The following is a 24,197-nucleotide window of genomic DNA, read 5'->3' on the forward strand; positions in this document are numbered from 1 at the left end:
TCACCTCCCCGCATCGACGCGGACGCGGCCGAAAGTCACCGCCAGCACCGTCGCCACCGCCAGCACCAGAACCAGCACCGTCGCCGCGGCGGAGCCGTAGCCCACGTCCTGAAAGTCGATCAGATATTGCCGGGCATAGACCGACATCGACATGGTGGAGCGGCTGTTTCCGGTCAGCACATACATCAGGTCGAACACGCGCAGCGCGTCCAGCGTGCGGAACAGCACCGCCACCATCAGCGCCGGACGGATCAGCGGCAGCGTGATGCGGAAGAACACCGTGACCGGATGCACCCCGTCCACCCGCGCCGCCTCGTAGAGGTCGCGCGGCAGCATCTGGAGGGCGGCCAGGATCAGCAGAGCCATGAAGGGCGTGGACTTCCACACATCGACCGCGATCACCACCGGCAGCGCCAGATCGGGGTCAGCGGTCCAGGCCCGCGGCTCGGCGATCAGCCCAAGCCCCATCAGGATCGCGTTCACCACACCGTAGAGGTCGTGGAACATCCACCCCCACATCTGGGCCGACACCACGGTGGGGATCGCCCAGGGGATCAGCACGGCGGCGCGCAGCAGCCCGCGCCCCGGCAGATGCGCGTTCAGGATCAGCGCGATGCCCAGCCCCAAGGCCGTCTCGATCCCCACCGACACCACAGTGAAGACCAGCGTGTTCCACACCGCCCGCCACCAGACGGGATCGCGCATCAGCCACAGGTAATTGTCCAGCCCGACGCCCTGGAAGCCGTCCAACGTGGCGAGCGTCGCGTCGGTGAAGGAGAAGAAGACGGTGCGGAACAGCGGCCAGCCGGCCACCCCCGCCAGCACGATCAGCATCGGCAGCAGGAACAGCCACGCCGCGCGGCGTCTCTGCCGTTCCAGGCTGGAGTGCGGAAGACCGGTCACCAGCGCCCTCCCCGGCTGATGCGGACAAGCGCCTCCTTGAGGTCCGGCAGCATCGCCTTGGCGTCCTGCCGCCCGGTCAGCACCTCGTGGACGTTGGCGTAGAACTCCGCCGACACCTGATTGTAGCGCATGCCCGTCGCCTGGGCCGGACGGTTGACCGCGTTGGCGATGGACTCGGCCAGCTCCGCGAAGAAGGGGTTGGCGGCCACCACCTCCGCATCCTCGTAAAGCGCCGGGATGGTCGGGTTGGAGGCGCCGTGGATGGCCCGGCGCTTCTGCTCGGCCAGGCCGGTCAGGTGCAGCGCCAGATCGGCGGCCTCGTCCGCATGGGCGGAGAATTTGCTGACCGCCAGCAACTGCCCGCCCAGCGTGGAGGTGTGGCGCCCGTCCGGCCCGCCCTTGGGCAGCGGCACCACCGCGACCCTGCCGCCGACCGCGCTGTCCGCCGCGTTGACCAGCGTCCAGGCGTAGGGCCAGTTGCGCATGAAGACGGCGTTGCCGGACTGGAAGACGCCGCGCGCCTCCTCCTCCATATAGTTGAGGACTCCGGGCGGGCTGATCGAGCCGACCCAGCCGCGGGCCATGGCCAGCGCCTCGGCGGCGCGCGGGTTGTCGATGGTGATGGCGCCGTCGGGGGCGACGATGGTGCCGCCGTTGCGGCTGGCGATCCATTCCAGCGCGTTGACGGTCAGCCCCTCGTAGGCGCGGCCCTGCCAGACGTAGCCCCACATGCGGTCGCGCCCGGCGGCGCGCTCCGCCCGCTGGATCATCGCGGCGGTGTCCTGAAGCTCCTCCCAGGTCTGCGGCACGGGACGCCCGTGGGCCCCCAGCAGATCCTTGCGGGCATAGAGGACCCCGGCGTCGGCGAACCAGGGCATCGCGACCAGCCGCCCCTTGACCGTCGCCGCCTCGATCATCGCCGGAAGATGCTGGCGAACCACGTCCGGCCCGGCGCGGTCCTTCAGATCGATGAAATAGTTGCCGAGGATGCCCGGCCAGACCACGTCGATCTGGAACACGTCGATGTCCGGCGATCCGGCGGCGAGAAGCTGCTGGTAGAGCGCCAGCTGCTCGCTCGCCCCCTTGGGTGGGGAGACGAAGCGGACCTCGTTCCCGCTGCGCCGCGCCCACTCCTGCGCGCCGTCGCGGCACAGGTCGAAGCTGATTCCGAGCCCGCTGCAGGCCAGCGTCACCGTCGCCCCGGCGGCGGGCAGCGCCGAGGCGGCCGTCAGCATCCCCGCCATGAGCAACGCGCACCGCCGCGCCATGGAGCCCCTTCCAATCCCGGTCGATCAAGGTCCGGAAGGGAAACTGCAATGGCCGCGGTCGAGTTCCCTGAGCGGAATTGCAGCCGAACGACAAAGCCCTCTCCCCAGGGGGAGAAGGAACAGGCATCAGGCGGCTGTGGCGGCCTCGCGGCGGCAATGCAGAAGGCTGAACAGGCCGAAGGGCGGAACGGTCTGCAGCTCCTCGACCTTCAGGCGGGAGCCGGACATCAGCGTGTCCAGCGTGAAGTCGGGACGCCAGCCCAGCTTCTTGGAGAAGGGCGCCATCCAGTTCTCCACCGAGCGGCGGATGCCCGGCTTGTCGGCGGCGAAATGGTTGACGATCAGGATGTCGCCGCCGGGACGGCAGACTCGCTCCAGCTCGTTCATCGTGCCCTGCGGGTCGGGGACTACCGTCATCACATACATGGCGACCACGAGGTCGAAACTGCCGTCGGCGAAGGCCAGCTTGCCGGCGTCCATCTCCAGCAACCCCTCCACATTCTCCAGCCGCTCGCGGTCCACCCGGTCCTGGGCGACGCGCAGCATCTCGGAGGACAGGTCGATGCCGACCACGCGGTTGTCCTTGCGGTAGTCGGACAGGGAGATGCCCGTGCCCACGCCCACCTCCAGAACGCGCAAGCCGCCCCGCCGGTTGATCCACTTCACGGCGGCGTGCCGGCCGGACGCCAGCAGGTTTCCGAAGACGGGGTCGTAGAAACGCGCGTAGCGCCGGTAGGCGGCGCGGATGGAGTCGGCGTCCATTGGGTCTCCCTCACGATTCCTGGCGCAGGTTTTTCGGCCGCGACCATAGCGGCCTTTCGCACCACAGGAAAGCCGCAGCGCACCCCCCTTGTTCCACGGCGGACCGCAAGTCCGTGTCCATTTCGAAGCGTCATCACATGTGCGGCACGGATGTTGACACCACCATCAACATGACTCATGGTGCCCGCGCGATCACCCCAAATAAGGGATGCCCCCGTGGCCCACGAGATGAGCGGCGAGGAGCTGCGCCGCTACCGCGAACAGCGCGGCATGAACCAGCAGGCTCTGGTCGGCTGGCTGAACGAACGGCTGAACCGGCGCTACGACCGCGCCAAGATCTCCCGCTGGGAAACCGGGGCGGAGCGGATTCCGCAGATCGTCGCGGGCGCCCTGAAGACCGTGACGGAGCCGGTGGGCATCCCCGCGGCGGCGGCGGTGCGGGCCGCCCCGGTGGTGTTCTGCGCCGCCAACCAGAAGGGTGGCGTCGCCAAGACGACCACCTGCGTCAACGTCGCGTGGCTGCTCGCCCAATCGGGGCGGCGCGTGCTGCTGATCGACTGCGACCCGCAGGCCAACGCCACCGTGCATCTGGGCGTCGACCCGCACGAGCGGGAACTGGCCAAGGCGACCCTGACCCACGCGCTGAAGGCCAGCCGGCCGATGATGGAGTTCATGACCCCGGTCTGCGACGGGGCCTTCGACCTGCTGCCCTCCTCCATCTCGCTGGCGGCGACGGATCGGGAGCTTCTGCGCCAGCCCAACGGCACGCTGATCCTGCGCGCCAAGATCGCGCAGCTCGCCGGGCAGTACGACTTCGTGGTGCTGGACTGCCCGCCGCATCTGGGCGAGCTGACCGTCTCGGTGCTGAACGCCGCTGACCAACTGCTGATTCCGACCCAGACGGAGATGCTCTCGATGATGGGCATCCCGCAGCTGTTCGAGACCATCGCCGGCGTGCGCGAGCTGGTGAACCCGCGCCTTCAGATCCTCGGCATCCTGCCGACCATGTACAGCCCGCGCCGCCTCCAGGACGAGACGGTCATGAAGGAGCTGCGCGAGCTTGCCGCGACGGAGCAGCTCCACCTCTTCTCCCCGGTCAAGCGCGCCGCCGACTATTCCAAGAGCGTGATGGCCGGGCGCCCCGGCCTCGCCTACAACCCGAACTCCGCGGGCGCGGAGAGCTTCCGCGAAATCGCCGACGCCCTGCTGGCGCTCGCCGGGGAGGAGATCCGCCATGGCGCGTAAGCTCGACACCTCCAACGCCGGCCTGTTCAAGCGGGCGCTCAGCCGCACCGGCAGCGGCGGGGGCAGCAACGCCGCCCTGTTCGGCCTGTCCGGCAAGATGCGCCACCGCGAGATTCCGCTGGAGCAGGTGGAGCCGAACCCCGACCAGCCGCGGCGCAACGCCCGCGCGGCCGACATCGCCGCGCTGGCCGCCTCGATCGGCGAGCGGGGGCTGCTGCAGCCGATCAACGTCCGGGAGGTCGCCCCCGACCGCTTCCAGATCGTGGCCGGTGAGCGGCGCTACTGGGCCTTCCGCGCCCTGGAGCGGGAGACCATCCCGGCGCTGGTCATCGACACCGACGACGTCCAGGCGCTGGCCCTGATCGAGAACGCCCAGCGCGTCGACCTGCACCCCATCGACCTCGCGTTGACGCTCGCCAAGCTGATCGGCGACAAGGGGCTGACGCAGGAGCAGGCCGCCGTCCTGATCGGCAAGTCGCAGGAGTATGTGGCCCGCCTGCTGGGCATCCTGCGCCTGCCCGCCCGCATCCAAGAGGAGGCTCCGGACCGGCCCGCCGTCTCCGTTTCCCTGCTCATGGAGCTGGCCGAACTGCCCGACGAGGCGATCCAGCTCGCGCTCTGGAGACGGGCCGGCGACGGCCTGACCGTCAAGGACGTGCGCAACGCCAAGCAGGAGCGCAAGGCGGCCCTCCCCGCCGCCCCGTCCGCGGCACCCGCTTTGCGTGCATTGCGAAGCAATGTGCACAAGATCCACAGCTTGCGCGCGTCAGGCCATGCCCTGGCCGAGGACCAGCGGCAGGAGCTGCGCGCCCTGCGCGACGCCATCGATGCGCTTCTGCGCGAGTGAGACTTTGGAAAAAACCTCCTGAACGCGATTTTTTTCGTCACGACTTCGCCATGGCAGAGGTCATTGGACAGAACTCATCTCTTGCGCGATGTTTGGCCGTGTCACGCCATCCGTCTCCAGAAGGTTGCAGCCATGTCCGATACCGCCGCCGATACCGCCGCCGACCCGACCGCTTCCGCCACCCGACCGCCGGCCGTCCAGGCGCCCGCAGCGCCGCCGCCGAGCGGCGCCGCCGTCATCCAGAACGAGCAGGGCAAGGCGAACTCCCTGCTGAACACCATCGCGGACAAGCTGGACCGGCTGGTCACGCTGACGGTCGTGACCGCGATCGCCGACATCGAGGTGGTCCAGGACAATCCCGATCAGGTCGGCTTCACCTGCCGCCCGAAGTCCGGGACCACCATCGAGGCCTTCCAGACCCAGGTCAATCTGGTCACCGGCGACATCGAGAACCTGATCAGCCGTGATTTCGCGACCAACGCCGCCTACCACGGCCTGACCGAGTTCCACCTCGCCCAGGTGACCAAGAGCAGCGACATCGTCAGCACCAACCTGAAGGCGATCCGCGATCTGGCCGTCCAGATCTCCGGCCGCCCGAACTGACCCGCCTGCGGTCCGGCGGGGGCCGCTCCCTTCCCCCGCCGCCCCTGACGCCCTCCCCAACCCAGCACGGTGGCCGATGTCCCAGTTCGTCGATCTGGCGCGCAACCTTCTCGCGCTCGAAATCAACACCGTGCTGAAGACCGGCATCTCGGCGGAGAAGATGCCGATGGCGGGGGACGCCCTGATCGATCTGGCGCAGGAATATTATGTCTTCCTGTGCGAACAGCTGGAGGTCTTCGGCAGCCGCGAGACGGCGATCCTCGCCCCCTGGGCCGGCCGGATTTCGGAAACCTTCGATTGGGGGCTGGCGCCGTTCGTCCCGCCGTCCGACGCTGCCCGGCCCGACCGCTACGACCCCTTCTTCCTCAGCCGCGACCTGCCGGGCAACGACCCCGCCCGCGGCACCACGCTGAAGGTCTTCGACGACCAGCGCGAGGTGGCGAGCTGGCTGCGCGAGATGATCGACCGCACCCTGGACACCGCCCGGCGCCCCGACGCCACCGCCGAGCTGGTGTCCGCCGCGGCGCTGATCGACCCGGACGCGCTGCCGATCCTCATGCGCATCCAGCGCAACTCCGACCAGATCAACGACGTGCTGAGGCGCCGCGGGCTGGACACCGTCAGCTACCGGCGCGGCATGGACGAGGCGGTCCGCCGCATGCCGGCGCTGAAAACCGCGGACGTGGTGACCATCCGCAAGGCGTGGGACGTGGGGACCGAGCTGGTGGTCATGCAGTCGACCATCCAGATCGACGGCGACGTGGTCACCCGCCTGTTGAAGGGCCGGGACAATGTCGGCAACAGCGTCATGATCGGCGTCCACAAGGACGCGGTGGACGTCTCCTTCCGCTATTGGAGCTTCCTGATCGACGCGTTGGGCCGGTTCGCCGGAAAAGCCGTGAACACCCTGGTGGGAGATACGGGGTAGCCCGCTGCGCCGGCGCCTCCTGAGCGACCTTCCGCATGGCATTAAGTGGCGGCGCGACGCCCTGGCCGAAATGGTCGGGCGGTTGCGCCGGGGCAAGGCGGGGCTGATCCCGCGGCGCGGGCGCGGCATCGCCCTGGCGCTTCGGTTTTTCGCCCAGGGTGGGCGGACGATCGGCCTGCGCGTGCCCCTGGCACCGCCCTCGCCCGGTAGCGGGGGCGGTGGCCTGCGCACCGTCCCGGTCCGCGTCTCGATCCAGCCCGACGGCGACGTCCTGGTCGCCCTGCCCCGCGACGCGGTCGACAGCGGGCGGTTCGACGCGGTGTCAGCGGCGCGCCTGACCGCGCAGCTGCGCCGTCTGGTCGGCCGTGTCACCACGGCGAACCCGCTGTGGGGGATCGACGCGCTCCAGGCGCTGGGGGAGGCCGTCACCGCCGTGGCCGGGTTGGGCAGCGGTGCGGTCCTGCTGTGGAACGGGTTCGAGGAGATGACTGCCGGCCAATGGGCGCACAGCGGCGCGACGCTCGTCCTGCTGGCGGCGCCGGCCGCTCTGGCGAAGCTGCGGCCCTGGCTCCTGGGGGCGGTGGCGCCCAAGCTGTTCCCGCTCGCGCTCAAGGCCGGCGGACGAATCCTGCGGATTTGAGCCGAAATCGGCTGGTCACACCACTTGGTGCGGTGCAGTAAGGCTCTGAAAAGCCATTTCTTATTGACATTCCTGTGAAAAATCGCACCCGCTCGCATCTGCGATGTTGCAGCGCATTGGCCCGGAGCCGGACTTGTTCTATGTTATGTCTGCCGCCGCGGTTGATGGCCCCCCCATAAGGACCATCGGCACGACAGCATCCGTAACAAGAAGCAACCCCTTTGCTTCTGCGGTTCACCAGCGGGCTTGCCTCACCAGGAGCTGGCCGTTTCTATTACTGGAGCGATTGTAATGTCTCAGAAGATCGCGCTCGTCACCGGTGCCATGGGCGGTCTCGGCACCGCCATCTGCCAGGCCCTGGCCAAGGACGGTTGCATCGTTGCGGCGAACTGCCTGCCGAACTTCGAGCCGGCCGCCGCCTGGCTGGGCCAGCAGGAAGCCCTCGGCTTCAAGTTCTACGTGGCGGAAGGCGACGTTTCCGACTTCGAAAGCTGCAAGGCGATGGTCGCCAAGATCGAGGCCGACCTGGGCCCGGTGGACATTCTGGTGAACAACGCCGGCATCACCCGCGACAAGTTCTTCGCGAAGATGGACAAGGCGCAGTGGGATGCGGTCATCGCCACCAACCTGAGCAGCCTGTTCAACGTCACCCAGCAGGTGTCGCCGAAGATGGCCGAGCGCGGCTGGGGCCGCATCATCAACATCTCCTCGGTGAACGGCGTGAAGGGTCAGGCCGGCCAGACCAACTACTCGGCCGCCAAGGCCGGCGTGATCGGCTTCACCAAGGCGCTGGCCGCCGAGCTGGCGACCAAGGGCGTCACCGTCAACGCCATCGCGCCGGGCTACATCGGCACCGAGATGGTCATGGCGATCCGTGAGGACATCCGCCAGACCATCATCGACAGCGTCCCGATGAAGCGCCTGGGCCGTCCGGACGAGATCGGCGGCGCGGTGTCCTACCTCGCCTCGGAGATCGCCGGCTACGTCACCGGCTCGACCCTGAACATCAACGGCGGCCTGAACTACCAGTAAGGCACCGGCCGATTGGCGCCGGCGGCAAACCGCCCAGCCGGCAAGCACACGGCCCGCCTCCGGCCTCCAAGCCGGGCGCGGGCCGTGTGCCATTCGCTCTCCGGAGCATCCCTTCACGGTAAAACGCCCGGGATCGGGCGGACCGTTCGCGCCAAACCCCTCTCCTTTGTGCCATGGCTTCGGTAACGGCCGCTCATCTGAACAGTATACTCCCGCAGATTTCCTGTTGAATCCGTTCGGGCCCCTGTATCCGCGCCCACCAGCGAGTATGCTCCCCAGCAGCACGCAAGTTGCGTCCTGAGGCCGCACCGCGCTCGTCTTCCGGAATCAACAGACGTCGAGAACCTGCACATGGGCGCGCCCCATGCAGGAAGGGAGGAATCGTGCCTGAAACGCCGATAACGCACACTCTGCCAGGAGACGGGCACGCCCGTCGGATGTCCGGAGCCGATTACGTCTACGGGATCGACATGGTCCGGTTCGCCGCGGCTTTGCTGGTCACCGGCTTCCATCTGACCTGGCGCGACCCCGCGGTCGCCGACGCCATGTGGTCCGGCTGGGCCGGGGTGCAGGTCTTCTTCGTGGTGTCGGGCTTCGTCATCGCGAATTCGGCCAACAACGCCACCCCGGTCGCCTTCATCCGGTCGCGCCTGCTGCGCCTCTATCCGGCGGCGTGGGTCTGCACCATCCTGTGCCTCGTCGCCCTTGTGCTCATGCCCGGTCCCGACCCGGATCTGGCGCGGCGCTTCATCGCCTCCTTCACGCTGGCGCCCGCCGGCCCCTACATCGCCTCGGCCTACTGGACGCTGCCGGTCGAGATCGCCTTCTACGGCGCGGTGTTCCTGCTGCTGCTGAGCGGCCACTTCCACAGGCTGCCGCAGTTCGCCCTGGCGCTGGCCGCCGCCAGCTCGGCCTATCTCGGCGTCTACAGCTTGCACGTCTTCGGCGTCGTCAACATGCCGTTCCTGGAGTTCGAGTACGGCATGCTGAACATGACGCTGCTGCGCCACGGCGTGTTCTTCGCGCTGGGGATCTTCCTGTGGCTGTGGTCGCGCGGCAAGCTGACCCGGACGGGGATGGCCGCCGCCCTGCTGGCCCTGGTCGCAGCGCCGCTGGAGATCACCGCCCGGTCGGTGGAGTTCGTGGAACGCTCGCCGGTTCCGCTGAACCTCGCCGATCTGTGGATGAACCCGCTGCTGATCTGGGGCGTGTCGCTCCTCGCCATCGCCGCCTCGGCGCGCTGGCGGGCGGAAATCGCCACGCTGCCGGCGTCCCTCCTGTCGCTTCTGCGCGTGGTCGGGCTGGCCACCTACCCGCTCTACCTGCTGCACGAGGTCATCGGCGGCTCCGCCAAGGCGCTGGCGATGCAGGCCGGGGCCTCCTCCATGGCCGGCGCGGTGACCGGCGGCGCCCTGTCCATCGCCGTGGCCCTGCTGGTCGCCGCGGTCCTGGAACCGGCGGTGCGCGACCGGCTGCGCCGTCTGCTCGACATCCCGCAGGCCGCCTTCTCGGCCCGCCCCGCCTTCAGCACCTTCTACCGCTCCGGCGGAACCGTCTGACCAAGCATCCGACCGTTACCAAACGCTTCCACAAAAAACGATCGCCGTGAATTCCAGGGGAGAAACCTGAATGTACACCGACGCGCTTGGTGGCGATGTCCTGTGCCCCGCGTCCTCCATCGAGATCGACCGGGTCGATCGCAGCGGCTGGTACGCCATCCTCGATTCCTTCGACGACGCCAACATCTTCCAAACCTGGGATTATGGCCGCATCGCCCACGCCGGGCGCGAGTTGAGCCACCTCGTCGTGCGGCGCGACGGGCGTCCGGTGGCCGCGGTTCAGGTGCTGCTGCGCCGCGTGCCGGGGATCGGCGGACTGGCGCTGGTCATGTGGGGGCCGATGTGGCACCCGCGCGGCCAGGGGCCGGACCACGCCGCCCTGACCACCGCCCTGCACGCCCTGAAGGCGGAATACACCGACCGGCGCGGCCTGATGCTGCGCCTGCTGCCCCATGTCTCCCAGGCGGACGGCGCGGCGGTGACGGAGGCCCTGGCCGCGCTGGGAATGCGGTTCCGGGAGGAGAAGGCCCCCTACCGCACCTTCATCACCGATCTGAACGCCGACGAGGCGGGCCTGCGCTCCAACCTGTCCCACCACTGGCGGCGCGGGCTGAACAAGGCCGAGCGGATGGGGATCGAGGTCGTCGAGGGCTCCCACGCCGAACTGCTGGAGACCATCGACGACATCTTCGTCGAGACGCAGCGCCGCAAGGGCTTCAAGGCCTACGACAGCCGCACCTTCACCCGCATCAACGAGGCGCTGCCGCCGCGGCGAAAGATGCGCGCCTTCCTCGCCATGCACGAGGGGCGGCCGGTGGCCGGGGTGGTCGTGTCGCTGTTCGGCACCACCGGCCAGATGCAGAACTCCGCGACGCTGGAGGCCGGTCTGCGGGTCAACGCCGCCTATCTGCTGCAATGGCGGGCGCTGCTGTGGATCAAGGCGAACGGCGGGCTGCGCTATGACCTGCACGGGGTCAACGCCCAGACCAACCCCGGCGTCTACCAGTTCAAGCGCGGGCTTGCCGGCAAGAATCCGGTCGAGACGGTTCATCTCGGCACCTTCGAGACGCCCGGTCCCCTGCCCAGCCGCCTGCTGGTCCAGAGTGGCGAATCGATGCGCATACACGCCGACCGCTGGAAGACCCAGGCCGGCGCCGTGGTGAACCGGCTGCGCAACTGGAAGCCAACCCAGGCCGAGCCCACCCCGGCGGAGGAGATGGACCCCGCCGACGCCGCCGTGCTGGCGAAGGCCCCGACCGGCCCCGCCTGACCTCAACCCACCGTGAGGTTGGCCGCTGGGGCATGTTATGATCGGCCTGGAACGGAGGCCGACCCATGACCAGCGCTCCCCTGATGATGCAGGAGGCCGCAACCGCCCCCACGGCGGTGCGGCGCCTGCTCGAGTCCGACGCCGCGGCGGTGGCGGCTCTGGCCGACCGGCTGCGGGCCGTGCCGCCGCCGTTCGCGATGACCATCGCGCGGGGCAGCAGCGACCACGCCGCCGGTTACGCCCGCTACCTGTTCGAGACGGCGCTGGGGCTGGTCACCGCCTCGGCGGCGCCCTCGGTGGTCACGGCCTATGGGGCAGGGCTGCGGGTGAAAGACGCCTTCGTCCTGGCCATCTCCCAATCGGGCCAGAGCCCCGACCTGCTGCGCGTCGCGGACGCGGCGCGTGCGGGCGGCGCCCTGACGGCGGCGCTGGTCAACGCCGGGGACTCGCCGCTCGCGGAGCGCGTCGCTCATCCCCTGCCCCTTCACGCCGGGCCGGAATTGAGCGTCGCCGCGACCAAGAGCTTCGTCGCCAGCCTCGCCGCCATCGCCCGGCTGACCGCCGTCTGGACGGAGGATCGGACGCTTCTCGACGCACTTCCACAACTGCCCTCTTGGCTGGAGCGGGCTGGTGACGCGGACTGGTCGCCGGCGCTGCCGGTGTTGGAGGTGGCGTCCAGCCTGCTGATCGTCGCGCGGGGCCGCAGCTATCCCATCGCCCAGGAAATGGCGCTGAAGTTCAAGGAAACCGCCGCCGCCCACGCCGAACCCTTCAGCGCGGCGGAGGTGATGCACGGCCCCATGGCGCTGGTCGAGCCGGGCTTCCCCGTGCTGGTGGTGGCGGTGCGGGACGAGACGCTGGACGGCGTGCTGGACACCGCCCGCGCGCTGAAAGAGGCCGGCGCCCATCTGCTGGTCGCCTCCGCCGAGGAGCGGGCGCTCGGACTGGCCGACACGCCCTTGCCATTGCCGCCGCCGCTGCACCCGGTGCTGGACCCGATCGCGGCGATCCAGGCCTTCTACCCCTTCATGGCCCGTTTGGCTGTGGCGCGCGGCTTCGACCCCGACCGCCCCCGCCATCTGCGCAAGGTCACCCGGACGGTCTGAAAGGCCGGCCAGCCCGAACGCTCGGACAGTCCGAACGAATTGCCTCGATTTCGCGGTGATCATTTCGGCGCCGCCGCCACCGCCCGTTGACGCGGCCCGACCGGCTCGCGCTAGGCTTGCCGAAACCTCGGCTTGGCAGCGAAACGGGACAGCAGCATGACCATCGGCATCGGCGCGGACGACCTTCTGCGGTTCGAAAGTCTGGGCGACAATTGCGAATTCGGCTTCGTCCTGCGCCGGCTGTCCTGCGAGGCGGGAAGCCTGTTCCGCTGGGCTTCCATGAAGCCCGACCAGCTTCTGACCAAGCTGCGCGCCAATTTCGCGGGCATGTACCGGTTCGAGAATCTGTCGCCGCTGCGCACCGGCATGGTCCTGGATTCCGCCTACGGCATCGGCTGGCACAGCGACATGAAGTCCGACGTGACCGGCGGCCGCCTGGTCTTCCGCGACGATGAGGCGACGCGGCGCGCCCTGCACCGCCGGGAAACGCGCAAGATCCAGTATCTCCAGGCCAAGTTCACCGCGCGCGCGGCGCTGGGCGGCCTCATCTTCGTCGTGAAGTCGAACCCCGGCATCGCCCCCGCGACCATCGATGGGCTGCATGAGGCGCTGGCCGCCCTGGCCGGCCACGACGACTTCGCCCTGCTGGAGGTCCAGGCGAGCGACGACGCCGCCCGCATCGGCCGCGTGGACTGGCAGCGGCCGGGCCTGATGCGCGGCTACGTCACCCGCTTCGCCCCCTATCACCAGGCGGACGCCATCGACGCCGCGGCGTGGTTCTCCATCGTCCAGGGCGCGCTGCGCCTGTTCCCCTGTCACGACTGGGCCCAGCGCCACGCCGCCCTGCGCATCGGCGCGCCGGACGCGCTGGTGCAGTTGCGCTTCCCCTTCGCTCCGGACCAGGACATGGGGAAGCCCATCGCGGGTGACCTGCGCGCCGGCACCGCCCGTCTGCTGAACGGCAACAGCTGGTGCCGCCCCTACGAGGGGATGTTCCGCCTGCACGGCCCCGATCCCGAGAAGCCCGGCACCACGCTGCGCTGGACGGGGGTCCACGCGCCCGGTCCCTTCCATCTCGGCGCCACCCTGCGCTGCCCCTTGCGGGATTCCGTCCCGCTCCGCGTCGCGGTTTCCATCGCCGCGGACGGCGCGACGCTGGCCGAGGAGCGCTTCGAGGTGCATCCCGGCCGGGCCACCGACCTCGTGCTGGACGCCCCCGCCACGAAGGGACCGCTGGCCGTCGCGCTGACGGTGAACGCCGTGCGCCCGCTGGCCGAGGGGGAGCGCGCCGTGCTGGACCTGTCGCCGCCCGCCCTGCATCCGGAGCACTGTCCCGCCGTCGCCCTGCCGGCGAAGGCGGCGTGAGGCGGACCACCCGGGCGGGATGGGCCGGGGTCGCCGTCCTGCTGGCAGCTCTGGCCGTCCCGGCGCTTAGCGACACGGCCATCGGACCGCGCACGCAGCCGCCCTACCCGGAGTGGCTGGTCAAGCGCATGGAGATGCTGCGCCGGCAGGACCCGAAGGCCATGCTGCTCGGGGATTCCCTGGTCGCCGGCTGGCCGCCCGACCTCGCCCGCCGGCTGTTCGACGCGGAGCCGATGAATTTCGGGGCCGGGGGCGACACCACGGGCAACCTGCTGTGGCGGGTGCGGCAGGCCTTCGGGCCGGGCATGGGACTGGAGTCGGCGCTGGTCCTGGTCGGGACGAACGACCTGCCGAACCGCTCCGCCGCGGAGATCGCCGGCACCATCGGGACCATCGCGGCGGAGGTGAAGCGGTCCGCTCCCGGCGTGTGCGTCACGCTGCTCAGCCTGCTGCCGCGACGCGACGGCAACGCCGTGTTCGCCGAGCGCATCATGGACGTGAACCGGCGGCTGGCCGCCCTCGCCGGCCCCGGCCTGCGCGTGGTGGACGCCGACACCCCGCTGCGCGCCGCCTGCCCGGCGGAGGGTTCCTGCCCGCTCTACAAGGACCCGGTGCATCTGAGCCGCGCCGGCTACGAGCGTCTGACCGCCATCGTCGGCAAGGCCGGCTGCTAGAAAGATGTCGAAGGCGGCGGGGCTTCGGGATATCTAGGGGCCATGACCAGCGACACCGCCGCCGCCGACCGTACCGGCACCGATTTCGAGATCTTCATCGTCACCGCGCCGGGCCTGGAATCCGTGCTCTGCGCGGAGGTGAAGGCCAAGGGCTTCCGCGACGCCACCGCCATCAAGGGCGGCGTCACCGTCCGCGGCGACTGGCCGGAGGTCTGGCGGGCGAACCTGGAGCTGCGCGGGGCGACCCGCGTGCTGGCCCGCGTCGTCTCCTTCCGCGCCTTCCACCTCGCCCAGCTCGACAAGCGGGCGCGCCGGGTGCCCTGGGCCGAGGTCCTGCGCCCCGACGTGCCGGTCCGCGTCGAGGCGTCCTGCAAGGGCTCGCGCATCTACCACGCCGGGGCGACCGCCCAGCGCATCGAGCGGGCCATCACCGAGGAGCTGGGCGCCCCCATCTCGGCCGAGGCCGCGATCTCCATCAAGGCCCGCATCGACGACGACCTGTGCACCATCAGCGTCGACACCTCCGGCGAGTCCCTGCACAAGCGCGGCCACAAGGAGGAGATCCACAAGGCCCCGCTGCGCGAGACGCTGGCCGCCCTGTTCCTGCGCCATTGCGGCTACGACGGGACGGAGCCGGTGGTCGATCCGATGTGCGGGTCCGGCACCTTCGTCATCGAGGCGGCGGAGATCGCCGCCGGGCTGCACCCCGGACGCAGCCGCCGCTTCGCCTTCGAGCAGCTCGCCGCCTTCGACGACGCGGCGTGGCAGGCGATGCGTTCCGCAGGCGGCGCGAACCCTGCGCCCGCGCTTCGCTTCTACGGCAGCGACCGGGACGGCGGGGCCATCGCCATGAGCCGCGCCAACGCCGAGCGCGCGGGCGTCGCCGCCCTGACCGATTTCCAGAAGCACGCGGTCAGCGACCTGATGCCGCCGGAGGGGCCGCCGGGCCTCGTCATCGTCAACCCGCCCTACGGCGCGCGGATCGGCGAGAAGAAGCCGCTGTTCGCCCTCTACGGCGCGCTGGGCCAGACGTTGCTGTCGCGCTTCTCCGGCTGGCGGGTCGGTCTTGTCACCAACGAGGCGTCGCTGGCCCAGGCGACCGGCCTGCCCTTCCAGCCCTCCGGCCCGTCGGTGTCGCACGGCGGCCTGCGCGTGACGCTGCACAGCACCGCCGCCCTTCCCTGACCCCGCTTTAAACCCATTTGTGAAGCCATGCCCGACCGCACCGCCCCCCGCCTGCACGCCCCCCGCCTGCACGCCTCGGCCTGCCCGCACGATTGCCCGTCCACCTGCGCGCTGGAGGTCGAGGTGCTGGACGAGCGCCGCATCGGGCGCATCCGCGGGGCGGCCGACAACAGCTACACCGCGGGGGTGATCTGCGCGAAGGTCGCCCGCTACGCCGAGCGGGTGCACCACCCCGACCGGCTGACCCAGCCGCTGCGCCGCACCGGCCCCAAGGGCTCCGGCCAGTTCGCGCCGATCTCCTGGGACGAGGCGCTGGACATCGTCGCCGACCAGTTCCTGGAGGCGGAGCGCCGGCACGGGCCGGAGACGGTGTGGCCCTACTACTACGCAGGCACCATGGGGCTGGTGCAGCGCGACGGCATCAACCGGCTGCGCCACGCCCGCCGCTGGTCGGGCTTCTTCGCCACCATCTGCACCAACCCGGCCTGGGCTGGCTGGCTGGCCGGCGCCGGCAAGCTGGCCGGGGCCGACCCGCGCGAGATGGCCAAATCCGACCTCGTTGTCATCTGGGGCACCAACGCCGTGTCCACCCAGGTCAACGTGATGACCCACGCCGTCCGCGCCCGCAAGGAGCGCGGGGCGAAGATCGCCGTGGTCGACGTCTACCGCACCCCGACCATGGAGCAGGCGGACATCCCCCTGCTGATCCGTCCGGGCAGCGACGGGGCGCTGGCCTGCGCGGTGATGCATGTGCTGTTCCGCGACGGGCTGGCCGACCGCGCCTATCTCGCCAGCCACGCCGACGATCCCGCCGGGCTGGAGGCGCATCTCGCCAGCCGCACCCCGGAATGGGCCGAAGCCATCACCGGCCTGCCGGCGGCGGAGATCGAGGCCTTTGCCCGGCTGGTCGGGCGGACGCCGCGCAGCTATTTCCGGTTGGGCTACGGCTTCACCCGCTCGCGCAACGGGGCGGTGAACATGCACGCCGCCTCCTGCATCCCGGTGGTCAGCGGCGCCTGGCAGGTCGAGGGCGGCGGCGCCTTTCATTCCAACAGCGGCATCTACGGCTGGAACAAGACGCTGATCGAGGGGCTGGACCTGCGCGACCCGACCGTGCGCATGCTCGACCAGTCGCGCATCGGCCCGATCCTGGAGGGCGACCCGGAGGCGCTGGCCGGCGGCCCGCCGGTGACGGCTCTGCTGATCCAGAACACCAACCCGGTGACCATCGCCCCCGATCAGGCGCGCGTGCGCCGCGGCTTCGCCCGCGACGACCTGTTCGTCTGCGTGCACGAGCAGTTCATGACCGAGACGGCGCGGATGGCCGACATCGTGCTGCCCGCCACCATGTTCCTGGAGCACGACGACCTCTATCAGGCTGGCGGCAACCAGCACATCCTGCTCGGACCCAAGCTGGTCGATCCGCCCGGCGACTGCCGGCCCAACCACGCCGTCATCGGCGAGCTGGCGCGGCGGCTGGGCAGCGACTCCCACCCCGGCTTTGGCATGACCGAGCGGGAGCTGATCGACGCCACGCTGCGCGCGTCCGGCCACGGCACGCTGGAGGCGCTGGAATCCCAGCGCTTCCTTGATGTGCAGCCGGCCTTCGAGGAGGCGCATTTCGTGAAGGGCTTCCGCTGGCCGGACGGCAAGTTCCGCCTGAAGCCGGACTGGCCGAAGGTGCCCTACGCCGCGCCGTCCACCTTCGGCCCGGTCGATGCCATGCCGGCCTTCCCCGACCATTGGGCGGTGACGGAGGAGGCGGACGCCGAGCATCCCTTCCGGCTGGTCACCGCGCCGGCCCGCAACTTCCTGAACAGCAGCTTCACCGAGACCCCGACCTCGGCGGGGCGGGAGCGCCGCCCGAGCCTGATGCTGCACCCCGAGGACGCGGCGGCGCTGGGCATCGCGGAGGGCGACCGGGTGGAGGCCGCCAACGGGCGCGGCGCGGTCCTGCTGCACGCGCGGCTGTTCGACGGGGTGCGTCGCGGCGTGGTCATCGCCGAATCCATCTGGCCCAACGCCGCGCACGAGGGCGGGCGCGGCATCAACAGCCTGACCGGCGCCGACCCGGTGGCCCCCTTCGGCGGGGCCGCCTTCCATGACAGCCATGTGCGGGTGCGGAAGGCGGACGTCGCCTAATCAGCTCATTCTCAATCCGCCCATTTGGGCGGCGGCAGGGAGCGGAAGGCTTCGCGGAGCGCCTGGGACCAGCCGTCGCTGATCTCCTTGAAGCAGGGGTCGTCCTCGCCGATCCGCCGCCGCGTCTCCAGCTTCAGGGAGTCGCGGCGGTAGGCGATCAGGTCGAGCGGCAGACCGACCGTCAGGTTGGAACGCAGCGTGCTGTCCATGGAGATCAGCACCAGCTTCATCCCCTCCTCCAGCGGCGTGCCGTGGTTCAGCGCCCGGTCGAGGATCGGCTTGCCGTATTTGTGCTCTCCGATCTGGAAGAAGGCGTTGTCGGCGGTCGCCTCGATGAAGTTGCCGGCGGCGTAGACGTGGAACAGCCGCACCCGGTCGCCGCGGATCTGGCCGCCCAGGATGATGGACAGGTCGAAATCCACCCGCTGCTCCTTCAGCGCATGGCCGTCCCGCTTCCACACCTGACGCACGGCGGCGCCGACGAGCTGGGCCGCCTGGAACATGCCGTTCACGCTGGAGATGGTCCGGATTTCACCATCCAGCTCAACCCCCTCCTGGATCAGCGCGATCACCGACTGGGTCAGCGACAGGTTGCCGGCGGTCATCAGGGCGATCATGCGGTCGCCCGGCTCTTCGAAGACGTGCATCTTGCTGAAGATGGAGATGTGATCCACCCCCGCGTTGGTGCGCGTGTCCGACAGCATCACCAAGCCGTCCTTCAGGTACAGGGCGACGCAGTAGGTCATGGTCCGTCCTCTCTCCTCCCAGCGGAAGCCGGACCGCCCACGCGAAAAAGGGCGGCCGTCCGGCCGCCCCAGTGTATGCCGAAAAAACCAGCACGTCGCAAACCCATCGCGGGACGCGGGACATCATGTCCCGCCTCGCCGCGCTTGTGGTCAGCGCTGCTGCCCGCCTTTCTCGTCCCGGTCGCGGTCCATGCCCTGCTGTTGCCGGTTCGCCTGGTCCTGCCCCTGCTGCCGGTTCTTCGCGTTGTCCTGGGTCTGCTGCCCCTGCTTCCGCTCGTCCTGGCTGCCCATCTGGTTCGGGTTCCGTTCGTCGGCCATGGTGCTTCCTCCGCAGTGTCGGTTCCGATGCCCGGCGGGCATGACGTGAACCAAGACGGCGATGGTACGCGCGGCGATCGGCCCGATCCTACATTGGCAGTCGATCATGTCCCGATTCGCATGGGGCTCAACGGCTTCCGCGCAAGGTCATAGGCTGAAAAACATACACCTCCGGTCACCGTGCCCATTGACATCATGCGGGTACGTATGGTCTATCTTTCGTAGCGCTGCGAACAGCGTCAGGCCGGAGTCTAGGGAGGACTCGGTAGTCCGTGAAAGCAGGGGCGCGCCGCATAAAAACAAAGGCGCGCACACATTGCGACACGCTGCATGCCTCAAGCCCTTGCACACCCGCAGGGCTTTGACGGCGGCAGCGTGTTTCACTTTCAGGGCCTTGCTTCGCGATCAAACGTTGCGGGCCATTGCTGCGGCGCACACGGCGCCGTGACGCGCTTCAGGCAAAGAAAAAGGCCGCCAGGATTGCTCCGGCGGCCCGAGTCTAGGGAGGAAACGCCCGAAAAGGCGTCAGTGGAACTAATATATTCCGCACCGCAGCATAATTCAAGCCTTAATCGAACGATTCATTTCGCGTCCATCGGAATGGGGTCGCCGACCGCCCCGCCTTCCTGATCCACTGGCCCCTGCCCCACTGCCCCCTGAGCCGCTGGGTGGCGCAAAGCCTGGATGACCGCCACCGCGGTGCGGCGGCTGTGGTCGGCCAGCAAAGCGCCGGCCTCCTCGGCGTCGCGGCGGCGGAAGGCCGCCATGAAGCCCTCATGCTCGTCCACCGACTCCTGCCAGCGGCCGGTGTCGTAGTTGGCCAGCGAGCGGGCGCGCAGGATCTTGGCGGCGAAGCCGGCGTAGGTCGCCTCCAGGGCGGGGTTGCGGGCCATGGCGACGATCTGGGTGTGGATCTGCCGGTTGGTCAGGAAGTAAGCCGCGCGCTCCCCCGCCTCGTGCTGGGTGACCAGTTGGTCGTGCATCCGGTCGAGCTTGGCGAATTCCGCGTCGGAGCCGTTGCGGCAGGCGAGCGTTCCGGCCAACCGCTCCAGCGCGTCCATCACCTCGAAGATCGCGCCGATCTCGTTGGCGTCCACCGGCGCGACGATGGCGCCACGGTGCGGGCGAAGCTCCACCAGCCCTTCCGACGACAGGACCCGCAGCGCCTCGCGCAGCGGCGTGCGGGAGATCCCGAGTTGCTCGCACAGTTGCACCTCCGGCACGCGGACGCCCGGCGGCAATTCGCCGTCGAGGATCATCGCCCGCAATTCCTCCACCGCGGAATGGTGCAGCGTCGCCCGGCGGATTGGCCGGGCCGGTGCCTTCATGGTCTTGATCCTGTCCATCCTGACCCACCATTCCCCAAAAGTGCTGCATACTTGGGCATGCATGCCGAAAAGATGCGTTGCGCCCAAATTTCAGGCAGTCCCGCGCCCGCACGACCAGCCTTTGCTACTATGCTCTAAACGGCTGAAAACAGCCAATAAATTGACGTTTATAATATTGTATACAATTTGGCACGCCCCTTGCGAAAGGAGGGGGGACGCAACCGCATCGGGAGCACTCCTTTCATGACGTTCCGGTCCCTCACCCTGACGACCGTCACCGCCGCCTTCCTCGCCCTCTCCGCCGCGGCCACCGCTCAGGCCGCCGACGCGGACAAGGTGAAGCTGGGCTTCGCCAAATGCGCCCATTGCCTGCCGATGGCGCTGACCCCGGAACTCGCCAAGGGCGTTGAGATCGAGGCGATCAACTTCAACTCCGGCAACGACGTGCTGACCGCGCTGGTGTCGAAGAGCATCGACATGGCGCAGGTCACCTACCTGCACTACATCACGGCGCTCGATAAGGGCTTCGACGTGGTGGCCGTGTCCGGCCAAGTGAACGGCGGGTCGGAGATCGTCGTCGGCAAGGGCATCACCTTGAAGGCCGATGATTGGGACGGGCTGAAAAAGCTGATCGCCGAGCGCAAGGAGAAGGGCGAGCCGCTGCGCGTTGCGGCGTCGCGCGGCAACGCGCAGGACATCCACATGCGCGGCGCTCTCCAGAAGCACGGCATCAACGTCAACAAGGACGTGCAGTTCATCAACATCCCGAACCCGTCCGACCACGCCGCCGCCCTGCAGCGCGGCGAGGTGGACGTGATCTGCACGGTGGAGCCCTTCGCCTCGCAGATCCGCCAGACCGGCGTCGGCACGCATTTCGCCCTGCCCTACGACCAGGCGGCCGGCAACCTGACCAACCTGATCGTCACCCGCTCCGACGTCATCAAGGAGCATCCGAAGGCGGTCGAGGCCACCGTCGGCTCGGTCGTCGCCCTGGTCGACAAGCTGAAGTCCGACCAGACCGTGTGGGTGGACGTCATCAACAAATACACCGGCATGGACAAGGCCGTCGCCGCCGAGGCGCTGAAGAACGCCTCCCCGGATTACGCCATCCACAAGGACAGCACGCTGGCCATCGCCACGATGATGCGCGAGCTGAAGTACATCTCCAACGACGTCACCGCCGCCGCGGAGAAGAACCTCGATTACACGTTCCTCGAAGCCGTGACCAAGAAGCCGAAGAGCGAGCTGGGCTTCTAAGAGCAACCGCTCAATGCCCTCTCTCCTCTGGGGCGAGGGCTCAGGGCGAAACCTACGACTGCTTTTCGACGGGATAGGAAAACCGGGCCATGACGGCATTGTCGAAATCCTGGGAGCGCGCCGTCGTTCCCCTCTTCATCCTTGCCGCCTGGGAGGTGTTCTCCCGGTCCGGCTTTCTGCCGGCGGCTCTGCTGCCGGCCCCGTCGGTGGTGCTGCACACCTGGGGCGACTGGATGTTCGGCTTCGACGAGACTTCGCAGGGCAACACCGGCCGCTGGTTCGCCGACGCCCTGTCCAGCGCCACGCGCGTCGCCGCCGGCTACGGCATCGCGGTGGTCAGCGGCGTGCTGCTGGGCATCGCCATCGGCTGGTGGCGCTGGGTCGAGCGCACGGTGGAACCGACCATCCAGATGCTCCGCCCGGTGCCGCCGGTGTCGTGGATTCCGCTGGCGATCATCTGGTTCGGCATCGCCAACAAGCCGGCCATCTTCCTGGTCTTCCTCGGCGCCTTCTTTCCGATTCTGATGAACACCATCCACGGGGTGAAGACCGCCGACCGCAACCTGATCCGCGCCGCCTCGATGATGGGCGCCACGGAGCAGCAGCTGCTGCGCCACGTCGTGTTCCCGGCGGCGCTGCCCAGCATCTTCGCCGGCCTGCGCATCGGCATCGGCGCCGCCTGGATGCTGACCGTGACGGCGGAGATGGTCGCGGTGAAGAGCGGCCTCGGCTACGTGCTGTGGGACAGCTACTACTTCCTGCGCTACGACCTCGTGCTCGCGGCCATGGCCAGCATCGGCCTGCTTGGCTACGCGACCGACGCGCTCATCAAGGTCCTGATGTCCGCCGCGCTGCACTGGCAGCACGGCTCCACGCTCCAGAGCCGGGAGGGCTGAGCGATGGCTTCCATCGAGCTTCGCAACATCACCAAGATTTTCCGCGATGCCAAGCGCAAGCGCGACCTGCTGGCCATCGACGACGTCAGCCTGTCGGTGGAGAAGAACGAGTTCCTCTGCCTGCTCGGCTCGTCGGGCTGCGGCAAGTCCACCCTGCTGAACATGATCGCCGGCTTCGAGAAGCCGACGGAGGGCAGCGTGACGGTCGGCGGCAAGCCGGTGGACGGCCCCGGCGCCGACCGCGGCATGGTCTTCCAGCAGGCCAACCTGATGCCCTGGCTGCCGGTGTGGGAGAACGTCGCCTTCCACCTGCGCCTGAAGGGCTGGCGCAAGGCCGACCGGCGCGACGCCGCCCAGGAATACATCGACATGGTCGGCCTGCGCGGCTTCGAGAACCATTTCCCGGCGGAGCTGTCGGGCGGCATGAGCCAGCGCGTCGGCATCGCCCGCGCCCTGCTGCTGAACCCGCAGGTCATCCTGATGGACGAGCCCTTCGCGGCGCTCGACGCCCAGACCAAGATGGACATGCAGGAGGAGTTGGTCGCCATCTGGCAGAAGCAGCGCTGCACCGTCGTCTTCGTCACCCACAGCGTGGACGAGGCGCTGGTGTTGGGCACCCGCGTCGCCGTGATGACCAGCCGTCCGGGCCGCATCCGCGAGCTGATCGCGCTCGACCTGCCGCGCCCGCGCGACACCACCGGCCCGCGCTTCAACGACCACAAGCGTCACATCCTCAACCTGATCCGCGAGGAGGGCCTGCAGCAACGGCAGGCCGCCGTCGCGTGACCGGCCGTCTCGACCTGCTGCTGACCGGCGTCACCGTCCTGACCGGGGAGGCGGTCGGCAGCGTCATCGACGACGCCGCCATCGGCATCCGCGACGGCCGCATCGCCCACCTCGCCCCGGAAGCGGATGGGCTTCCCGCCGCCGCCGAGGTCCGGCGCCTGCCGGGGCGGGTGGTCACGCCGGGCTTCGTCAACGCCCACCTGCACGCCGTCCTGGTGATGGTGCGCGGCGTGGCCGCCGATCTCGGCTTCGCCCCCTCCTACACGGCGGGCGTTCCCAAGGGCACCGACGCCACGCCGGAGGAGGCCCGCGCGCTGGCCCGGCTGGGCGCGGTGGAGGCCCTGCTCGCCGGCTCGACGCTGATCTGCGACCATTTCGTCCACGCCGACGCGACGCTGGACGCCATCGCCGACCTCGGCCTGCGCGTCCATGCGGGCTGGCGCGTCCACGACGTGGATTTCGCCCGCGTCGCCCAGGGCGAATGGCGCTTCGACGCGGCCATCGGCAGCGACCTGCTGTTGCGGACGCTGGATCTGCACGCCCGCTGGAACGGCGCCAACAATGGACGCATCCAGGTGCAGATGGCCGCCCACGCGCCGGACACCTGCTCCCCCGCCTTCCTGCGCACCTTGGCGGACGAGGCCGCGGCGCGCTCCATGCGCGTCAACACCCATCTGGCGCAGAGCCGGGTGGAGGTGGAGCGGGTGAAGGCCTCCACCGGCCTGACCCCGGCGGAACTGCTGGACGAGTGCGGGCTGCTGAACGACCGGCTGCTCGCCACCCACTGCCTCTATGTCGAGGACGCCGACATCGCGCGGCTCGCCCGCGCCGGGGCGCACGCGGTCCATGTGCCGAAATGCAACGCCGCTTCGGGCCGGCTGGCGCCGACGCCGAAGCTGAAGGAGGCGGGCGTCAATCTGGCGCTGTGCACCGACACCCAGCACGGCGACATGGTGGAGGCGATGCGCTGGGCGCTCGCCACCGCGCGCATCCAGCAGGGCGGGGTCACCGCGGACTGGCAGCCCGCCGACGTCTTCCGCATGGCGACGCTGGGCGGCGCGCGGGCGGTCGGCATGGCCGACGCGATCGGCACGCTGGCCCTGGGCAAGAAGGCCGACCTTGTCGTCTTCGACACCCGCCGCCCGCATCTCCGCCCGCTGATCAACCCGCTCGGCACGCTCGTCCACACCGCGCAGGGGCGCGACGTGGAGATGGTGCTGGTGGACGGCGAAACGCTGGTCGAGGACGGGCGCCCCGTCCGCGCCGACCTGAACGAGATCTGCACCGAGGCCGACAAGGCCGCCCGCGCGCTGTGGGCGCGCGCCTGACCGAAAGAA

The 24,197-nt window shown here is 69.4% G+C and carries 23 protein-coding genes; 17 read left to right on the forward strand and 6 right to left on the reverse strand.

The window, feature by feature from the left end; all coding sequences use genetic code 11:
• The 3 genes from ABVN73_RS23450 to ABVN73_RS23460 form a co-directional block, all read right to left on the reverse strand.
• Positions 1 to 834, reverse strand: a complete 834-nt coding sequence (locus tag ABVN73_RS23450) for a sugar ABC transporter permease (protein ID WP_353861434.1) — start codon at positions 832 to 834, stop codon at positions 1 to 3.
• 65 nt (positions 835 to 899) lie between these two features.
• Positions 900 to 2,171 carry an ABC transporter substrate-binding protein gene (locus tag ABVN73_RS23455; RefSeq protein WP_353860999.1) on the reverse strand — a complete coding sequence of 424 codons (1,272 nt, stop codon included), beginning with the start codon at positions 2,169 to 2,171 and terminating at the stop codon, positions 900 to 902.
• A 126-nt stretch (positions 2,172 to 2,297) separates the two neighbouring features.
• A complete protein-coding gene (locus ABVN73_RS23460) occupies positions 2,298 to 2,933 on the reverse strand; it encodes a methyltransferase domain-containing protein (protein WP_353861000.1) in 636 nt (211 codons plus the stop codon).
• A gap of 216 nt (positions 2,934 to 3,149) precedes the next feature.
• Here ABVN73_RS23460 and ABVN73_RS23465 point away from each other — a divergent pair, with 216 nt between their 5' ends.
• The 13 genes from ABVN73_RS23465 to ABVN73_RS23525 all read left to right on the forward strand — a co-directional run bounded on the left by ABVN73_RS23465 (position 3,150) and on the right by ABVN73_RS23525 (position 17,529).
• Positions 3,150 to 4,178 (forward strand): AAA family ATPase, encoded by a 1,029-nt coding sequence (locus ABVN73_RS23465; RefSeq protein ID WP_353861001.1) that lies wholly within the window; start codon positions 3,150 to 3,152, stop codon positions 4,176 to 4,178.
• Entirely contained in the window at positions 4,168 to 5,025 is an 858-nt protein-coding gene (locus tag ABVN73_RS23470) for a ParB/RepB/Spo0J family partition protein (RefSeq protein ID WP_353861002.1), read from the forward strand. The genes ABVN73_RS23465 and ABVN73_RS23470 overlap by 11 nt, the downstream gene beginning before the upstream one ends.
• A gap of 132 nt (positions 5,026 to 5,157) precedes the next feature.
• Positions 5,158 to 5,628 (forward strand): hypothetical protein, encoded by a 471-nt coding sequence (locus ABVN73_RS23475; protein WP_353861003.1) that lies wholly within the window; start codon positions 5,158 to 5,160, stop codon positions 5,626 to 5,628.
• A gap of 76 nt (positions 5,629 to 5,704) precedes the next feature.
• The gene (locus tag ABVN73_RS23480) at positions 5,705 to 6,556 is read left to right on the forward strand and encodes a hypothetical protein (RefSeq protein WP_353861004.1); all 852 of its coding nucleotides are present in this window, start codon (positions 5,705 to 5,707) and stop codon (positions 6,554 to 6,556) included.
• Positions 6,557 to 6,626: 70 nt separating this feature from the next.
• Entirely contained in the window at positions 6,627 to 7,196 is a 570-nt protein-coding gene (locus ABVN73_RS23485) for a hypothetical protein (RefSeq protein ID WP_353861005.1), read from the forward strand.
• A 291-nt stretch (positions 7,197 to 7,487) separates the two neighbouring features.
• Positions 7,488 to 8,228 carry a beta-ketoacyl-ACP reductase gene (locus ABVN73_RS23490; protein ID WP_174440711.1) on the forward strand — a complete coding sequence of 247 codons (741 nt, stop codon included), beginning with the start codon at positions 7,488 to 7,490 and terminating at the stop codon, positions 8,226 to 8,228.
• A 437-nt stretch (positions 8,229 to 8,665) separates the two neighbouring features.
• Entirely contained in the window at positions 8,666 to 9,787 is a 1,122-nt protein-coding gene (locus tag ABVN73_RS23495; protein ID WP_353861006.1) for an acyltransferase, read from the forward strand.
• A 70-nt stretch (positions 9,788 to 9,857) separates the two neighbouring features.
• Positions 9,858 to 11,057, forward strand: coding sequence for a peptidoglycan bridge formation glycyltransferase FemA/FemB family protein (locus tag ABVN73_RS23500; protein WP_353861007.1), 1,200 nt, complete (start codon positions 9,858 to 9,860; stop codon positions 11,055 to 11,057).
• A gap of 65 nt (positions 11,058 to 11,122) precedes the next feature.
• Positions 11,123 to 12,163, forward strand: coding sequence for an SIS domain-containing protein (locus ABVN73_RS23505; RefSeq protein ID WP_353861008.1), 1,041 nt, complete (start codon positions 11,123 to 11,125; stop codon positions 12,161 to 12,163).
• 156 nt (positions 12,164 to 12,319) lie between these two features.
• The gene (locus tag ABVN73_RS23510; protein WP_353861009.1) at positions 12,320 to 13,528 is read left to right on the forward strand and encodes a hypothetical protein; all 1,209 of its coding nucleotides are present in this window, start codon (positions 12,320 to 12,322) and stop codon (positions 13,526 to 13,528) included.
• A complete protein-coding gene (locus ABVN73_RS23515; RefSeq protein ID WP_353861010.1) occupies positions 13,525 to 14,202 on the forward strand; it encodes a GDSL-type esterase/lipase family protein in 678 nt (225 codons plus the stop codon). The genes ABVN73_RS23510 and ABVN73_RS23515 overlap by 4 nt, the downstream gene beginning before the upstream one ends.
• Before the next feature lie 42 nt (positions 14,203 to 14,244).
• Positions 14,245 to 15,387 carry a class I SAM-dependent RNA methyltransferase gene (locus tag ABVN73_RS23520; RefSeq protein ID WP_353861011.1) on the forward strand — a complete coding sequence of 381 codons (1,143 nt, stop codon included), beginning with the start codon at positions 14,245 to 14,247 and terminating at the stop codon, positions 15,385 to 15,387.
• Positions 15,388 to 15,414: 27 nt separating this feature from the next.
• On the forward strand, positions 15,415 to 17,529 hold the full coding sequence (locus tag ABVN73_RS23525; RefSeq protein ID WP_353861012.1) for a molybdopterin oxidoreductase family protein: 2,115 nt from the start codon (positions 15,415 to 15,417) through the stop codon (positions 17,527 to 17,529).
• 11 nt (positions 17,530 to 17,540) lie between these two features.
• On the opposite strand, the gene ABVN73_RS23530 is transcribed toward ABVN73_RS23525, so the two are convergent.
• From ABVN73_RS23530 to ABVN73_RS23540, 3 genes are all read right to left on the reverse strand, one after another.
• The gene (locus ABVN73_RS23530) at positions 17,541 to 18,275 is read right to left on the reverse strand and encodes a proteasome-type protease (protein WP_353861013.1); all 735 of its coding nucleotides are present in this window, start codon (positions 18,273 to 18,275) and stop codon (positions 17,541 to 17,543) included.
• A gap of 150 nt (positions 18,276 to 18,425) precedes the next feature.
• Positions 18,426 to 18,593, reverse strand: coding sequence for a hypothetical protein (locus ABVN73_RS23535; protein WP_353861014.1), 168 nt, complete (start codon positions 18,591 to 18,593; stop codon positions 18,426 to 18,428).
• A 581-nt stretch (positions 18,594 to 19,174) separates the two neighbouring features.
• Entirely contained in the window at positions 19,175 to 19,939 is a 765-nt protein-coding gene (locus ABVN73_RS23540) for a GntR family transcriptional regulator (protein WP_353861015.1), read from the reverse strand.
• A 225-nt stretch (positions 19,940 to 20,164) separates the two neighbouring features.
• Here ABVN73_RS23540 and ABVN73_RS23545 point away from each other — a divergent pair, with 225 nt between their 5' ends.
• The 4 genes from ABVN73_RS23545 to ABVN73_RS23560 all read left to right on the forward strand — a co-directional run bounded on the left by ABVN73_RS23545 (position 20,165) and on the right by ABVN73_RS23560 (position 24,188).
• On the forward strand, positions 20,165 to 21,178 hold the full coding sequence (locus ABVN73_RS23545; protein WP_353861016.1) for an ABC transporter substrate-binding protein: 1,014 nt from the start codon (positions 20,165 to 20,167) through the stop codon (positions 21,176 to 21,178).
• An 89-nt stretch (positions 21,179 to 21,267) separates the two neighbouring features.
• On the forward strand, positions 21,268 to 22,074 hold the full coding sequence (locus ABVN73_RS23550) for an ABC transporter permease (protein WP_353861017.1): 807 nt from the start codon (positions 21,268 to 21,270) through the stop codon (positions 22,072 to 22,074).
• 3 nt (positions 22,075 to 22,077) lie between these two features.
• A complete protein-coding gene (locus tag ABVN73_RS23555; protein ID WP_145673763.1) occupies positions 22,078 to 22,860 on the forward strand; it encodes an ABC transporter ATP-binding protein in 783 nt (260 codons plus the stop codon).
• Positions 22,857 to 24,188, forward strand: a complete 1,332-nt coding sequence (locus tag ABVN73_RS23560; protein ID WP_353861018.1) for an amidohydrolase family protein — start codon at positions 22,857 to 22,859, stop codon at positions 24,186 to 24,188. Before ABVN73_RS23555 ends, ABVN73_RS23560 begins: the two co-directional genes overlap by 4 nt.
• Positions 24,189 to 24,197: the final 9 nt, after the last annotated feature.

Source organism: Azospirillum formosense, from assembly GCF_040500525.1.
GTDB classification, from domain to species: Bacteria; Pseudomonadota; Alphaproteobacteria; order Azospirillales; family Azospirillaceae; genus Azospirillum; species Azospirillum formosense_A.